This is a genomic window from Allobosea thiooxidans (genome assembly GCF_900168195.1).
Taxonomy (GTDB): Bacteria; Pseudomonadota; Alphaproteobacteria; order Rhizobiales; family Beijerinckiaceae; genus Allobosea; species Allobosea thiooxidans.
Genome location: NZ_FUYX01000010.1, coordinates 153,925 through 168,946 on the forward strand (window position 1 = coordinate 153,925; position 15,022 = coordinate 168,946).

Consider the following 15,022-nt stretch of genomic DNA (forward strand, 5'->3'; position numbering starts at 1 on the left):
CGGCGGCGCCTTCAGCGCCCGCCGGTCACGTTCAAGACGGTTCCGTTGGTGTAGGAGGCCTCATCCGAGAGCAGCCAGGCGATCGCCTGCGCCACCTCGCGCGCCGTGCCCTCGCGCTTCATCGGAAGCTGCTCGCGCAGCTGCGCGATGCGATCTGGCATGCCGCCGCTGGCATGGATCTCCGTATCGATGATGCCGGGCCGGACCGCATTGACCCGGATGCCCTCCGCCGCGACCTCGCGGGCGAGGCCGAGGGTGAAGATGTCGATGCCCGCCTTCGTGGCGGCGTAGTCGAGATACTGGCCGGCACCCGCAAGCACCGCCGCGGCCGAGGACAGGTTGACGATGCCGCCGCCCGACCCGCCATGGCGGGTGGACATCCGCTTCACCGCCTCGCGGGCGCAGAGGAAGCTGCCGGTCAGGTTGATCCGGAACATCCGTTCGAGCCGCGCGAGGCTCATCTCGTCGAGGCGTTCCGGGGCGTCGATCACCCCGGCATTGTTGACCAGCGCGGTCAGGCGCCCGAGCCGGTCGGCCGCCGCGAAGATCGCGGCGACGTCGGCCTCGCTGCCGACATCGCCCTGGACCGCCACGGCCTGCCTGCCCAGCCCTTGCACGGCTGCGACCGTCTCGGCCGCAGCCTGTGCATTGGCCTGGTAGTTGACGACGAGATCGTAGCCGCGCTCCGCGAGCAGGATCGCTGTCGCCCGGCCGATACCCCGGCTTCCGCCGGTGACGATCGCAACGCCTGCCACGAGGCTCTCTCCGGTCCGCTCGCTCAGAGGTCGAGGACGAGGCGCGCCGGGTCCTCCAGGCCTTCCTTGATGCGCACGAGGAAGGTCACGGCCTCCTTGCCGTCGATGATGCGGTGGTCGTAGCTGACCGCCAGATACATCATCGGGCGGATCTCGATCTTGCCGCCGACCACGACCGGGCGCTCCTGGATCTTGTGCATGCCCAGGATCGCCGACTGCGGAGCGTTCAGGATCGGGGTCGACATCAGCGAGCCGTAAACGCCGCCGTTCGAGATCGTGAAGGTACCGCCCTGCATCTCCTCGATGGAGAGCTTGCCGTCACGAGCCTTCCGGCCGAACTCGCCGATCTTCTTCTCGACGCCGGCGATGGAGAGCGCATCGGCATCGCGCACCACCGGAACCACCAGGCCCTTGTCGGTGCCGACCGCGACGCCGATGTGGTAGTAGTTCTTGTAGATGATGTCGGTGCCGTCGATCTCGGCATTGACCGCCGGGATCTCCTTCAGCGCCTGCACGCAGGCCTTCACGAAGAAGCCCATGAAGCCGAGCTTCACGCCGTGCTTCTTCTCGAAGACGTCCTTGTACTGGTTGCGCAGCGCCATGACGTTCGTCATGTCGACCTCGTTGAAGGTCGTCAGCATCGCGGCGTTGGACTGGGCTTCCTTGAGGCGGCGCGCGATGGTCTGGCGCAGCTTCGTCATCTTGACGCGCTCTTCGCGGGCGCCGTCATCCGGCGCCGACGGGGCGCGGACCGCGACCGGAGCAGGCGCCGCAGCCGGAGCGGCAGCGCCGCCGGTCGCGATCGCGGCGAGCATGTCGCCCTTGGTGACGCGGCCGTCTTTGCCCGAGGCCGGGACAGACGCGGCGTCGATGCCGCTCTCGGCGGCGAGACGGGCCACGGCCGGGCCGGAATCGGTGGCCTTGGTCGCGGCAGCCTTCGGCGCCTCGGCCGCAGCCGGAGCGGCGGCGGGCTTCGCCTCGGCCTTCGGTGCGGGCGCGGCTGCGGCGGCTGCGCCACCCTCGCTGATCGAACCGAGCAGCGCGTTGACGCCGACCGTCTCGCCTTCCTTGGCGACGATCTCGCCGAGCACGCCGGCTGCCGGGGCGTTGACCTCCAGCGTCACCTTGTCGGTCTCGAGCTCGACGAGGGGCTCGTCGGCCTTGACCGCCTCTCCCGGCTTCTTGAACCACTTGCCGATCGTGGCCTCGGAGACGGATTCGCCGAGGGTGGGTACGCGGATTTCGGTCGCCATGTCAGGCCTCTGTTGTGTCGTTCTCTGGCGGTCGGGACGGCATCGGCCTCCGAGACCGGCAACGGTCTTCGAAGACGCCGATACGGCATCAAAGTCCGGCGACACCGCGAGGATGCCGCCGGACGACTAAATCAGGCCGCGAAGGCCTCGTCGAGGAAGGCGGCGAGCTGCGCGGCGTGCTTCGACATCAGGCCGGTCGCGGTCGCGGCCGAAGCCGGACGGCCGACATAGCGCGGCCGCTTCGACTTCGAGCCGGCATGGCCCAGCACCCATTCGAGATAGGGCTCGACGAAGGTCCAGGAGCCCATGTTCTTCGGCTCCTCCTGGCACCAGACCACGTCCGCGGCCTTGAAGCGCGCCAGTTCCTGCGCGAGCGTCTTCAGCGGGAACGGATAGAGCTGCTCGACACGCATCAGGTAGACGTCGTCCACCCCGCGCTTCTCGCGCTCCTCCAGCAGGTCGAAATAGACCTTGCCCGAGCAGAGCACGACGCGGCGGATCTTCGAGTCCTTGACCAGCTTGGTGGTCGACTTGCCGCGCTCGGCGTCATCAGCCAGCACGCGGTGGAAGGTCGAGCCCTCGGCCAGCTCGCTGAGGTCGGAGACGCAGCGCTTGTGGCGCAGCAGCGACTTCGGCGTCATCAGGATCAACGGCTTGCGGAAGTCGCGCTTCAGCTGCCGGCGCAGGATGTGGAAGTAGCTCGCAGGCGTCGAGCAGTTCGCCACCTGCATGTTGTCCTCGGCGCACATCTGCAGGAAGCGCTCGAGGCGGGCGGAGGAGTGCTCCGGGCCCTGGCCCTCATAGCCATGCGGCAACAGGCAGACGAGGCCGGACATGCGCAGCCACTTGCGCTCGCCGGACGAGATGAACTGGTCGAACACGACCTGCGCGCCGTTGGCGAAGTCGCCGAACTGCGCCTCCCACATCGTCAGCGCGTTCGGCTCCGACAGCGAGTATCCATATTCGAAGCCGAGCACCGCCTCTTCCGAGAGCATCGAATTGATGACCTCGTAGCGGCCCTGCTCCTCGCGGATGTTGTTCAGCGAGGTGTGGCGCGCCTCGGTCTCCTGGTCGATCAGGACGGAGTGGCGCTGCGAGAAGGTGCCGCGCTCGCAATCCTGGCCGGAGAGACGGACCGGGTTGCCGTCGAGCAGCAGCGAGCCGAAGGCCAGCGCCTCGGCCGTCGCCCAGTCGATGCCCTCGCCCGCCTCGACCGCCTTCTTGCGGTTGTCGAGGAAGCGCTGGATCGTGCGGTGGACGTTGAAGCCGGCCGGGACAGAGGTGATCTTGTCGGTGATCTCCTTAAGCACCGCCTCCGGCACACCGGTGGCGCCGCGACGCGGATCGTCCTCGTCGGCACGGATCGCCTTCATGCCGGCCCAGCGGCCGTCGAGCCAATCGGCCTTGTTCGGCTTGAAAGCCTGGCCAGCGTCGAACTCGATCTCGAGCTTGGCCTTCCAGGCCGCGCGCGCCTCGTCGAGCTCGCCGGCGGCGAGCACGCCCTCGGCCTCGAGCTTGGCGGCATAGAGCTCCAGCGTCGTCTTGTGGCCGCGGATCTTGCGGTACATCAGCGGCTGGGTGAAGCCCGGCTCGTCGCCCTCGTTATGGCCGAAGCGGCGATAGCAGAACATGTCGATCACGACCGGCTTGTGGAACTTCTGCCGGAACTCGATCGCGACCTTGGCGGCGAAGACCACCGCTTCCGGATCGTCGCCGTTCACATGGAAGACCGGCGCCTCGACCATCTTCGCCACGTCGGACGGATAGGGCGAGGAGCGCGAATAGCGCGGATAGGTGGTGAAGCCGATCTGGTTGTTGATGATGAAGTGCAGCGAGCCGCCGGTGCGGTGGCCCTTCAACCCGGAAAGGCCGAGGCACTCCGCCACGACGCCCTGGCCGGCGAAGGCGGCATCGCCATGGATCAGCAGCGGCAGCACCTTCGAGCGCTCGACGATGTCGCCGAACTGGTCCTGCTTGGCGCGGACCTTGCCGAGCACGACGGGGTCGACGATCTCGAGATGCGAGGGGTTCGCGGTCAGCGAGATATGGACGTTGTTGCCGTCGAACTCGCGGTCGCTGGACGCACCGAGATGGTACTTCACGTCGCCCGAGCCTTCGACGTCGTCGGGCGCGAAGGAGCCGCCCTTGAACTCGTGGAACAGCGCGCGGTGCGGCTTGCCGAGCACCTGCGTCAGCACGTTGAGGCGGCCGCGATGGGCCATGCCGAAGACGATGTCGCGCACGCCGAGCGCGCCGCCGCGCTTGATGATCTGCTCCAGCGCCGGAACCAGCGCCTCGCCGCCATCGAGACCGAAGCGCTTGGTGCCGGTGTATTTCAGGTCGAGGAACTTCTCGAAGCCCTCGGCCTCGATGAGCTTGTTCAGGATGGCCTTCTTGCCTTCCTTGGTGAAGGCGATTTCCTTGTCCGGCCCCTCGATCCGCTCCTGCAGCCAGGCCTTCTGCTCCGGGTCGGAGATGTGCATGAACTCGATGCCGACGGTGCCGCAATAGGTCCGCTGCAGGATCGCGACCATCTCGCGGATCGTGGCGAACTCCATGCCGAGCACGTTGTCGATGAAGATCTTGCGGTCGAGATCGGCGTCGCCGAAGCCGAAGGCGGCCGGCGACAATTCCTCATGGTCGGTGCGGCTCTCGATGCCGAGCGGATCGAGCTTGGCGTGGAGATGGCCGCGCATCCGGTAGGCGCGGATCAGCATGATGGCGCGCACGGAATCGCGCGTCGCCTGCTGGACGTCGGAGGCGGAAAGCGCCGTGCCGGCAGCCTTGGCCTTGGCGCCGAGCTTGTCGGAAATCACCTTCTCGACCACGGCCCAGTTGCCGTCGAGCGCCGAGACCAGCTCGCCATTGGCGGCGACCGGCCAGTTCGGCTTCTTCCAGGAGGCGCCCTTGGCATTCTTCAGGACGGCTTCCTTGTCGTCCTTCAACGCTCCGAAGAAGCTCTGCCACTGCTCGTCCACCGACTTGGGGTCGGCCTCGTAGCGGGCATAGAGATCCTCGATATAGGCCGCGTTGCCGCCGTAGAGGAACCCGGTCTGCGCGAGAGCCTCGTTGATGTCCTGGCGAGCCATGATGCTCCTGCCTTCCTTCACCGCTTGCGTCATGCCCGAACCCTTGCCCGGACATCCTTTATGTTCCGTCATGTCCGGGATCGACCCGGACACGTCGTCGAATATGCCGCAGGTCGCGGCCGGCGCGGGCCGGCTGCGACCTGCTGCGAAGCTCAGCCCTTCAGGACCTCGACCAGGGTCTTGCCCAGGCGCGCCGGCGAGGGCGAGACCTTGATGCCGGCCGCTTCCATCGCCGCGATCTTGTCCTCGGCGCCGCCCTTGCCGCCCGAGATGATCGCGCCGGCATGGCCCATGCGACGGCCGGGAGGAGCCGTGCGGCCGGCGATGAAGCCGACCATCGGCTTCTTGCGGCCGCGCTTGGCCTCGTCCTTGATGAACTGGGCGGCGTCCTCTTCGGCCGAGCCGCCGATCTCGCCGATCATGACGATCGAGTGGGTCTTGTCGTCGGCCAGGAACATCTCGAGCATGTCGATGAACTCGGTGCCCTTGACCGGGTCGCCGCCGATGCCGACGGCCGTGGTCTGGCCGAGGCCCTCATTGGTGGTCTGGAACACCGCCTCATAGGTCAGCGTGCCCGACCGGGAGACGATGCCGACCGAACCCGGCTTGAAGATGTTGGCCGGCATGATGCCGATCTTCGACTCGCCGGCGGTGACGACGCCCGGGCAGTTCGGCCCGATCAGGCGGGTCTTGGAGCCGATCAGCGAGCGCTTGACGCGCACCATGTCGAGCACCGGGATGCCCTCGGTGATGCAGATCACCAGCGGGATCTCGGCGTCGATCGCCTCGCAGATCGCGTCCGCCGCGCCCGGAGGCGGCACGTAGACGACCGAAGCGGTGGCGCCGGTCTTGTCGCGGGCCTCGGCGACGGTGTCGAAGACGGGCAGGCCGAGATGGAGCGAGCCGCCCTTCCCCGGCGAGGTGCCGCCGACCATCTGCGTGCCATAGGCGATCGCCTGCTCGGAGTGGAAGGTGCCGTTCTTGCCGGTGAAGCCCTGGCAGATGACCTTGGTGTTCTTGTCGATCAGGATGGACATGACTGCTCCTCAGGCCTTCTTGACCGCGGCGACGATCTTCTGCGCCGCATCGTCGAGGTCGTCGGCGGGGATGACGTTGAGGCCGGATTCGCGGATGATCTGCTTGCCTTCCTCGACATTGGTGCCTTCGAGGCGCACCACCAGCGGAACCTTGAGGCCGACCGCCTTCACCGCCGCGATCACGCCGCGGGCGATGACGTCGCACTTCATGATGCCGCCGAAGATGTTGACGAGGATGCCCTTCACCTTCGGGTCGGCGGTGATGATCTTGAACGCCGCCGTCACCTTCTCTTCCGAGGCACCGCCGCCGACGTCCAGGAAGTTCGCCGGGCTTTCGCCGTAGAGCTGGATGATGTCGAGCGTCGCCATGGCGAGGCCGGCGCCGTTGACCATGCAGCCGATCGTGCCGTCGAGCGCGATATAGGCGAGGTCGTACTTCGAGGCCTCGATCTCCTTGGCGTCCTCCTCGGTCTCGTCGCGCAGGGCGACGACGTCCGGGTGCCGGTAGAGCGAGTTGGAGTCGAAGTTCACCTTGGCATCGAGGCACTTGATCTGACCCTGCGTGGTCACGATCAGCGGGTTGATCTCGAGCATCGCCATGTCCTTGGCGACGAAGGCGTTGTAGATCTGGGTCAGGACCGTGCCGGCCTGCTTGGCGAGGTCGCCGGTCAGGCCCAGCGCCTTGGCGACGGTGCGGCCGTGATGCGGCATGATGCCGGTCGCGGGATCGACCGAGAAGGTCAGGATCTTCTCGGGCGTGTCATGGGCGACGGCCTCGATGTCCATGCCGCCCTCGGTCGAGACGACGAAGGCGATGCGCGAGGTCTCGCGGTCGACCAGCGCCGAGAGGTAGAACTCCTTCTCGATGTCCGAGCCGTCCTCGATATAGAGGCGGTTGACCTGCTTGCCGGCCGGGCCGGTCTGCACGGTGACGAGGGTGTTGCCGAGCATCTCCTTGGCGAAGGCCTCGACCTCGGCCACCGACTTGGCAAGGCGAACGCCGCCCTTCGCGTCAGGGCCGAGTTCCTTGAACTTGCCCTTGCCGCGCCCGCCGGCGTGGATCTGCGACTTCACGACGTAAAGCGGCCCCGGCAGCTTCTTGGCGGCCTCGACCGCCTCCGCCACCGTCAGTGCCGGGAAACCGGCCGAAACGGGCGCGCCGAATTCCTTGAGGATGGCTTTGCCCTGGTATTCGTGGATGTTCATGTGCTCGGTTTCCCTGACAGCGACCGAAAATTGACGAAAGGGCGGCCGCGCCTGTCCGCGCCGCCGCCCTCGCTTAACTTACGCGAGTGACGAGTCGATGTTCTTGCAGGCGTCGATCAGGCCCTGCACCGAAGCCACCGACTTCGCCAGCATCTCCTTCTCCGCGCCGTTGAGGCGGATCTTGACGACGCGCTCGACGCCCTTGGCGCCGATCACCACCGGCACGCCGACGAACATGTCGCGCACGCCGTACTGGCCCTTGAGCGCGGCCGCCGCCGGCAGGACGCGCTTCTGATCCTTGAGATAGCTCTCGGCCATCGCGATGGCGGAAGCCGCCGGGGCGTAGAAGGCCGAGCCGGTCTTGAGCAGGTTGACGATCTCGCCGCCGCCCTTGCGGGTGCGCTCGACGATGGCGTCCAGCTTCTCCTGGGTGGTCCACTTCATCTTGACGAGGTCCGGCAGCGGAATGCCGGCGACGCCCGAATAGCGGACGAGCGGCACCATGTCGTCGCCATGGCCGCCGAGCACGAAGGCCGAGACGTCCTTGACCGAGACCTGGAACTCCTCGGCGAGGAAGTGGCGGAAGCGGGCGGAGTCGAGCACGCCGGCCATGCCGCAGATCATGTTGGGCTTCAGGCCCGAGAACTTCTGCAGCGCCCAGACCATCGCATCGAGCGGGTTGGTGATGCAGATCACGAAGGCCTTGGGGGCGTACTGCTTGATGCCCTCGCCGACCGACTTCATCACCTTGAGGTTGATGCCGATCAGGTCGTCGCGGCTCATGCCGGGCTTACGCGGCACGCCGGCGGTGACGATGATCACGTCGGCGCCCTTGATGTCCTCGTAGGAATTCGTGCCCTTGTAGCCGGCGTCGAAGCCGTCGACGGGAGCGGACTCGGCGATGTCGAGGCCCTTGCCCTGCGGGATGCCCTCGGCGATGTCGAACAGCACGACGTCACCGAGCTCTTTCAGGCCGGCGAGGTGGGCGAGGGTGCCGCCGATCTGGCCGGAGCCGATGAGGGCGATCTTCTTACGGGCCATTGCCTAGTCCTTTTGTCCTGGCGCTGCGAAATGCCGGCTCTCGATTCAGGAGTGAGGGCAGGACTGACGCGAAAAACCGGTTCCCACTTTTTCGCATCCTGCCCCAGCCGGCCAAACCGTGCGTTCCTTTGGCCCAAACCGGGCTTTTGCCGCAACCCTTGCCCGAAAAGCGGCTTTTCCGGGGCGCTCGCCCTGCCCTCGCGCGCAAGAGCGAGACAGGCCCAATTGTTTCAATGACTTGCGCGAACGACTTTCTGATACCCCGATCCGAGGGCGGTGGATTCAAGCAGTTACAACTTACAGATAATGTAATTAGTCACCGGATTTTTTACACGATGCCGCTGCCGAGCACGCGCAGGATCACCCGGATCAGCGTCGCGAGCCTCGTGTCCACGGAGGCCTGCGGCACGTCGGCCTCCAGCGCCAGCGAGGCCGGGTGGATGAAGCGGTTCGTGGCGTCGATGACGAAGGCGATCGCCCGGTCGCGGTCGCGCGGCTCGAACACCCCGGTCGCGATGCCCTCGTCGACCACGCGCTCGAACAGGGCGCGCACGCGGGTCCGGTTGCGCCGGCTGATGGCATGGCGCTTGGCCACCGCCAGCGACAGCGCCGCGAAGAGATGCGGATCCTCCTGCAGCAGGTCGCGATTGGCCTTGGCCAGCGCCAGGATCAGCCGCTCGAGCTTGTCGTCGGCCGGGTCTGGGCCGTCGGCGATGTCGGCGAGCCTGCGCTCGGTCGCCTTCAGCCAGACATCGACCACCGCATCGATCAGCGCCACCCGCGAGGGGAAGTAGCGATAGACATTGGCATGGGTCATGCCCGCCTCTTCCGCCACGGCGACGACGGTGAAGCGCTTCAGCCCGAACTTGCGCAGATGCTCGGAGGCGACCGTGAGGATGCGGGTCTCGCTCGGCTCGCGCTGGGGCATGGGTCAGCGGCTCCCCACCTCGGATGGCACCGCCGTCGTTCCGGGGCGCCCCGCAAGGGCGAGCCCGGAACCCAGAACCGATGCCCTCCCCGTCATGGTCGGGCTTGTCCCGGCCATCCACGTCTTCGCTGGTCGAAGGTCGTGGTCAAGACCTGGATGCCCGCCACAACGGCGAGCATGACGGCTCTGGAATACCCGCATCGTTTCTGGGTTCCGGGCTCGCCCCTGCGGGGCGCCCCGGAATGACGGGGTGAGGTTCCGGCGGCCAGTCGTCATCACGTCTCCACCAGCCCCGTCGTGTCGCCGCTCGCCGCCGAATCCGGCCGTCCATGCGGCAGGGCGAGATAATCCTCCGAGCGCATCTCGATCAGCCGCGAGACGGTGCGGTCGAACTCGAAGGCCTCGCGCCCCTTCTTCGCATGGTAGAGTTCATGCGGCTCCGCCGCCGCCGAGGCGACGAGCTTGACGTGGTGCTCGTAGAGCGTGTCGATCAGGATGATGAAGCGCTTGGCCTCGTTGCGGTGGTCGAAATCGAGGATCGGGATGCCGTCGAGCACCAGCGTGTGGAAGCGCTGCGCCAGCGCGATGTAGTCCGAAGCGCCATAGGCCTGGGCGCAGAGATCGGCGAAGCCGGCCCGCGCCACGCCACCCGCTGCCTGCGGCACGACGAGGTCGTGCCCCTGCACTTTGAGCGCGAGGCGCTGCCCCTGCGCCGTGCCGGAGAGGGCCTTGAACGCCGCATCGAGCGCAGCCTTCGCCCGCTCGTCGGCCGGGACGTGATAGACCGGCGCGCCGCCGAGCTTTTCGAGCCGGAAGTCGGTGCGGGCATCGAGCCTGAGCACCTCTACCTTGGTCTGCAGCAATGCGACGAAGGGCAGGAACAGCGCCCGGTTGAGCCCGCCCTCGTAGAGCCGCGAGGGCTCGACATTCGAGGTCGCGACCACGACCACGCCGGCGGCGAACAACGCCGTGAACAGCCGCCCGAGGATCATCGCATCGGCGATGTCTGTGACCGTGAACTCGTCGAAGCAGAGCAGATAGGCGTCTTCCGCCAGCGCGGCGGCGACGGGCCCGATCGGATCCGGCTCCTTGACCTCGCCGGCCTTCAGCTTCTGGCGATAGGCGTTGATGCGGCCGTGGACGTCGGCGAGGAACTCGTGGAAATGCACCCGGCGCTTGCGCTTCACCGGCGCGGCCTCGAAGAACATGTCCATCAGCATGGTCTTGCCGCGGCCGACCGAGCCCCAGATGTAGAGCCCCTTCGGCGCCTGGGCGGTATCCGGCTTCTTGCCGAAGAGCCAGCCGAGGGCGCTGCCCTTGCGGGCGAGGCGGCGGGCGGCCAACGTCGCGGTCAGCGCCTCGAGCTTCTTCACCACGGCGACCTGCGCCGGGTCGCGCTCGATGGCGCCCGCCTCGACGAGTGCGGCATAACGGTCGGTGATCGAGGCTGACATGGCGGCGGGCGTTGGCAATCCGAAGAAGACCCGACCGGGTTACGGCAGCGCGACCGCCCCGGCAAGCCCACCCCATGCCGCCCCGGATGAGCCGGCAGCTCCCCGGATACGCGAATCCCGGCACAGGCGGGGCCTGGCCGGGATGGCGGTCGTCGTGACGATGGCCGGGCGGCGGCGCGCCCAGCCCTGAGCCAGGGCTTACTTGCCCTGGTTGATGGTGATCGGCTTGATCGCGTTGTTGGCGAGGCCGTACTTCTGGATCAGTGCGTCATAGGTGCCGTTCGCCTGCAGGCGGTCGAGCGCGCCCTTGACGGCATCGCGCAGCTGCGTGCCTTCCGCCGTCTTGGCGAAGGGGATGCCGGCGAGCGAGTTGGTGAAGGGCTTGCCGAGCGCGATGTAGGTGTTCGGCTCGAGCTTCTGGAAGTGGCTCATCGTCTCGCTGCCCTGGACGCCGCCCTGCAGGCGCTGCGTCTTGAGCTGGGTGCGGGCGTCGACCGAGCCTTCGGTGCCGACCACGTTGATCGCCGGCTTGCCCTTGGCGACGCAATTCGCCTCGCTCCACTCGCCGATCTGGCGCGGCCAGTTGGTCGAGCGGCTGGCGCCAACGCTCTTGCCGCAGAGGTCCTCGGGGGTCTTGATCGTGTCCTTGAAGGCCGTGACCGTGTAGAACTGCGCGCCCGAGTCCATGTAGTTGACGAAGTCGGCGGTCTCGCGCCGCGCCGGCAGGTCGCTCATGCCGGCCATCACCGCATCGACGCGGCCGGTCTGCAGCGAGGGCAGCATCTGGGCGAAGGCGGTCTCCTGCCACTCGACCTTGACGCCGAGTTCCTTGGCGATGGCCTCGCCCAGCTCGATGTCGAAGCCGGCGAGCTGGTTGGTCGCCACGTCCTTGAACGCGATCGGCGGATAGTTCGGCTGGGTCGCGATCACGATCTTGCCGGCGGTCTTGATGCGGTCCGGCAGGGCCTGGGCCTGCGCGGCGAGCGCAGTGCCGGCGAGCAGCGCCGCGGCGATGGTCAAACGAAGCATGGGTCTCTCCCTGTTATGAACTTGAAGCATTGCGCGAGAAAATGGGATCCGGTTTTTCGCGCAAGCAATGCGTTGAATTCCAAGAATGTCGCCGTCGTCACTTCAGGACGGCGGCGATGAAGTCGCGCGTGCGCGCCTGCTTCGGCGCGACGAGGACGGTCTGCGGCGGGCCCTGCTCGACGAGCTCGCCCTTGTCCATGAAGACGACGTCGCCGGCCACCTCGCGGGCGAAGCCGAGTTCGTGCGTGACCACGATCATGGTCATGCCGGAGGCGGCGAGGTCGCGCATGACGTTGAGCACCTCGCCGACGAGCTCGGGGTCGAGCGCCGAGGTCGGCTCGTCGAACAGCATCAGCTTGGGCTTCATCGCCAGCGCGCGGGCGATCGCGATGCGCTGCTGCTGCCCGCCCGAGAGCTCGCTCGGATAGGAGTCGCGCTTCTCGGCGAGGCCGACGCGCTCGAGCAGCGCCATCGCCTCGGCGACGATCTCCTTGCGCGGCCGCTTCAGCACGGTGAGCGGCCCTTCGATGATGTTCTGCAACGCCGTCATGTGGTTGAACAGGTTGAAGCGCTGGAAGACCATGCCGGTGACCAGGCGCTGGCGCGCGACCTCCGGATCGGTCAGTTCGTGCAGTTCGTCGCCGACGCGGCGGTAGCCGATCAGCTCACCATCGACGCGGATCGCGCCCTGGTCGATCTTCTCGAGCTGGTTGATGCAGCGCAGCAGCGTCGACTTGCCGGAGCCGGACGGCCCGATGATGCACTGGACGGTGCCGGGCTCGATCGCCAGCGAGACGTTGTTCAGCGCCTTCAGCGGCCCGAAGAACTTGCTGACATTCGCGATCGTGACGATCGCATGATCGGCCTTCGCCGTGGTTTCCACCGCGCTCATGCCGCTTCCTCCTGAACCGCGGCGCGCTTGGCGCGCCGCCCTCCCCGCCCCTTCGAGAAGTGGCGTTCGAGGAAATATTGTCCGATCTGCAGCAGCGTCACCACGAGCAGGTACCAGCCGGCGGCGACGATCAGCAGCTCGATCACGCGGGCATTGGCATAGTAGATCGTCTGCGCGTTGCGCAGGATCTCGGCATACTGGATCACGCTCGCCACCGAGGTCAGCTTGACCATGCTGATCACCTCGTTCCCGACCGGCGGGATGATGACGCGCATCGCCTGCGGCAGCACGATCCGGCGCAGCGTCGTCAGCCGCGTCATGCCGATCGCCTTGGCGGCCTCGGTCTGGCCGGCATCGACGGAGAGGATGCCGCCGCGCACCACCTCGGCGGTGTAGGCGCCCTGGTTCATGCCTAGCCCGAGCAGCGTCGCCATGAACGGGCCGATGATGTCGATCGTGCGCCAGGAGAACACGCCGGGAATGCCGATGGTCGGGAAGACCAGCGCCAGGTTGAACCAGATCAGCAGCTGCAGCAGCAGCGGCGTGCCACGGAAGAACCAGATGTAGAACAGCGCGACGCCGCGCAGCACCGGGTTCGGCGACATGTACATGATGGCGAAGATCACGCCGAGCACGATGCCGAGCGTCATCGCGCAGACGGTCATGATTAGCGTGTTGCCGAGGCCGGAAAGGATCGCCGGCGCCGTGAAGAACTGCCCGACCACAGGCCAGGCGATGTCGCCCTCGACGAAGGCCATCACCAGCCAGGCGAGAATGGCGAGGATCGCGGCCACCGCGACCCAGCGCCCGTAGAAGCGCCGCGGCACGATTCTGAGATTGGCGACAGCGGCGAGGTCGCGGCTGCTGATCGGCGAGGTGGCGTCGCTCATCGCGCGGTCTCCCGGCTCCAGGCTTCGAGGGCGGCGAGCTTGCCGCGGAAGCGGGCGATCTGCTCGCGCACCCGCTCGGGCGCCGTGCCGCCATGGCCGCTGCGGGCCGCGACGGCGGCGTCCAGCGTCAGATGGTCGAGCACGCCGGCATCGAGCCGCGGATCGACCGCCCGGAGATCGACCCCGTCGAGCGTCTCCAGCTCACGCCCCATTTCCTCGCAATAGCGCACCAGCGCCCCCGTGATCTCATGCGCCTCGGCGAAAGGCACGCCCTTGCGGGCGAGATGATCCGCCACCTCGGTCGCCAGCGCGAAGCCGGTGCCCGCCTGGGCGCGCATCGTCTCGACATCGGCGGTCATGCTGGCGATCAGCCCGCCGAAGGCCGGCAGCACCTCTTCCAGCACGTCGACGGCGTCGAAGGCGGCGCGCTTGTCCTCGGCGAGGTCGCGGTTATAGGAAAGCGGCAGCCCCTTCAATGCCCCGAGCATGGCGACGAGGTCGCCGGTCAGCCGCGACGCCCGCCCGCGCGAGATTTCCGCGATATCCGGGTTCTTCTTCTGCGGCATGATCGAGGAGCCGGTGGCGAAGGCGTCGTCCAGCGTCACCCAGGCGAATTGCCTGGAAGCCCAGAGCGTCACCTCCTCGGCGAGCCGCGACAGATTGGTCGTCAGCATGGCCGCGACGAACAGGAATTCCGCGACATGGTCGCGCGCGCCGACCGCATCGACCGAGTTCTCGAACGGCTCGTCATAGCCGAGCGCCTTGGCGCTGAGGCCGGGGTTGAGCGCGATCGCCGAGCCGGCCAGCGCCGCCGCGCCGAGCGGGGACTGGCCCGAGCGCTTCTCCCAGTCGGCGAGGCGCGAGGCATCACGCATCAGCACCTGGCCATGCGCCATCAGCCAATGGCCGAAGGTGACCGGCTGCGCGCTCTGGAGATGAGTGAAGCCGGGGCAGACGGAAGCGGCATGCGTCTCTGCCTGGTCGGCGATCGCCGTCAGCAGCTCCGCCAGCATCGCCGCCAGCGAGCGCGACTTCGCGCGCAGATAGAGCTTGAGGTTGTTGGCGGCCTGGTCGTTGCGCGAGCGCCCGGCCCTGAGCTTGGCGCCGGTCGAGCCGATCCGCTCGGTCAGGACGCGCTCGATGAAGGTGTGGACATCCTCATCCTGCGGGCCCGGGGCAACGCGCCCCTCCGCCGTGTCGCGCACGATCGCGTCGAGCGCGGCCAGGATGGTGTCGAGTTCCTGGGCCGTCAGCAGCCCGGCCCGCGCGAGCTCCGCCGCATGGGCCTTGCCGCCCGCCACGTCCTGCGGCACCAGCCGGGCATGCTCGCCGGCCGCGCTCGAGAGCTTCATCAGCCGCGGATCCGGCGGCTTGCGGAAGCGTCCGCCCCACAGGCGGGTCGTCTGGTTCATGATGGTCGTTCCTCCCGTAGGGGAAGAATGGCCTCT

The 15,022-nt window shown here is 67.4% G+C and carries 12 protein-coding genes; all 12 read right to left on the reverse strand.

Annotated features, from left to right (window positions below; translation table 11 throughout):
- Positions 1–11: 11 nt before the first annotated feature.
- A complete protein-coding gene (locus tag B5Y19_RS18055; protein WP_055728107.1) occupies positions 12–755 on the reverse strand; it encodes an SDR family oxidoreductase in 744 nt (247 codons plus the stop codon).
- A 23-nt stretch (positions 756–778) separates the two neighbouring features.
- Entirely contained in the window at positions 779–2,008 is a 1,230-nt protein-coding gene (odhB, locus tag B5Y19_RS18060; RefSeq protein ID WP_079591882.1) for a 2-oxoglutarate dehydrogenase complex dihydrolipoyllysine-residue succinyltransferase, read from the reverse strand.
- Positions 2,009–2,139: 131 nt separating this feature from the next.
- Positions 2,140–5,097 carry a 2-oxoglutarate dehydrogenase E1 component gene (locus B5Y19_RS18065; RefSeq protein WP_055728195.1) on the reverse strand — a complete coding sequence of 986 codons (2,958 nt, stop codon included), beginning with the start codon at positions 5,095–5,097 and terminating at the stop codon, positions 2,140–2,142.
- 152 nt (positions 5,098–5,249) lie between these two features.
- Complete coding sequence (sucD, locus tag B5Y19_RS18070; RefSeq protein WP_055728109.1) at positions 5,250–6,134, reverse strand: succinate--CoA ligase subunit alpha; 885 nt, start codon at positions 6,132–6,134, stop codon at positions 5,250–5,252.
- Positions 6,135–6,143: 9 nt separating this feature from the next.
- Positions 6,144–7,340, reverse strand: a complete 1,197-nt coding sequence (sucC, locus tag B5Y19_RS18075) for an ADP-forming succinate--CoA ligase subunit beta (RefSeq protein WP_055728110.1) — start codon at positions 7,338–7,340, stop codon at positions 6,144–6,146.
- A gap of 78 nt (positions 7,341–7,418) precedes the next feature.
- Positions 7,419–8,381 carry a malate dehydrogenase gene (mdh, locus tag B5Y19_RS18080; RefSeq protein ID WP_055728111.1) on the reverse strand — a complete coding sequence of 321 codons (963 nt, stop codon included), beginning with the start codon at positions 8,379–8,381 and terminating at the stop codon, positions 7,419–7,421.
- A 328-nt stretch (positions 8,382–8,709) separates the two neighbouring features.
- Positions 8,710–9,309 carry a TetR/AcrR family transcriptional regulator gene (locus B5Y19_RS18085; protein WP_055728112.1) on the reverse strand — a complete coding sequence of 200 codons (600 nt, stop codon included), beginning with the start codon at positions 9,307–9,309 and terminating at the stop codon, positions 8,710–8,712.
- A 275-nt stretch (positions 9,310–9,584) separates the two neighbouring features.
- Entirely contained in the window at positions 9,585–10,763 is a 1,179-nt protein-coding gene (gene zapE, locus B5Y19_RS18090; RefSeq protein WP_055728113.1) for a cell division protein ZapE, read from the reverse strand.
- 198 nt (positions 10,764–10,961) lie between these two features.
- On the reverse strand, positions 10,962–11,792 hold the full coding sequence (locus B5Y19_RS18095) for an ABC transporter substrate-binding protein (RefSeq protein ID WP_055728114.1): 831 nt from the start codon (positions 11,790–11,792) through the stop codon (positions 10,962–10,964).
- Between the two features lie 97 nt (positions 11,793–11,889).
- Positions 11,890–12,684: an amino acid ABC transporter ATP-binding protein gene (locus tag B5Y19_RS18100; protein ID WP_055728115.1), complete on the reverse strand. Its 795-nt coding sequence runs from the start codon at positions 12,682–12,684 to the stop codon at positions 11,890–11,892.
- Positions 12,681–13,574, reverse strand: coding sequence for an amino acid ABC transporter permease (locus B5Y19_RS18105; protein ID WP_055728116.1), 894 nt, complete (start codon positions 13,572–13,574; stop codon positions 12,681–12,683). Before B5Y19_RS18105 ends, B5Y19_RS18100 begins: the two co-directional genes overlap by 4 nt.
- Positions 13,571–14,986, reverse strand: coding sequence for an argininosuccinate lyase (gene argH, locus B5Y19_RS18110; protein ID WP_055728117.1), 1,416 nt, complete (start codon positions 14,984–14,986; stop codon positions 13,571–13,573). Before argH ends, B5Y19_RS18105 begins: the two co-directional genes overlap by 4 nt.
- Between the last annotated feature and the right edge of the window lie 36 nt (positions 14,987–15,022).

Bases quoted from the DNA above. Each gene is read 5' to 3' on its own strand.
- sucC (WP_055728110.1), bottom strand. From the start codon at position 7,340: ATGAACATCCACGAATACCAGGGCAAAGCCATCCTCAAGGAATTCGGC.
- B5Y19_RS18100 (WP_055728115.1), bottom strand. From the start codon at position 12,684: ATGAGCGCGGTGGAAACCACGGCGAAGGCCGATCATGCGATCGTCACG.
- zapE (WP_055728113.1), bottom strand. From the start codon at position 10,763: ATGTCAGCCTCGATCACCGACCGTTATGCCGCACTCGTCGAGGCGGGC.
- B5Y19_RS18105 (WP_055728116.1), bottom strand. From the start codon at position 13,574: ATGAGCGACGCCACCTCGCCGATCAGCAGCCGCGACCTCGCCGCTGTC.
- mdh (WP_055728111.1), bottom strand. From the start codon at position 8,381: ATGGCCCGTAAGAAGATCGCCCTCATCGGCTCCGGCCAGATCGGCGGC.
- sucD (WP_055728109.1), bottom strand. From the start codon at position 6,134: ATGTCCATCCTGATCGACAAGAACACCAAGGTCATCTGCCAGGGCTTC.
- B5Y19_RS18085 (WP_055728112.1), bottom strand. From the start codon at position 9,309: ATGCCCCAGCGCGAGCCGAGCGAGACCCGCATCCTCACGGTCGCCTCC.
- B5Y19_RS18065 (WP_055728195.1), bottom strand. From the start codon at position 5,097: ATGGCTCGCCAGGACATCAACGAGGCTCTCGCGCAGACCGGGTTCCTC.
- odhB (WP_079591882.1), bottom strand. From the start codon at position 2,008: ATGGCGACCGAAATCCGCGTACCCACCCTCGGCGAATCCGTCTCCGAG.
- argH (WP_055728117.1), bottom strand. From the start codon at position 14,986: ATGAACCAGACGACCCGCCTGTGGGGCGGACGCTTCCGCAAGCCGCCG.
- B5Y19_RS18095 (WP_055728114.1), bottom strand. From the start codon at position 11,792: ATGCTTCGTTTGACCATCGCCGCGGCGCTGCTCGCCGGCACTGCGCTC.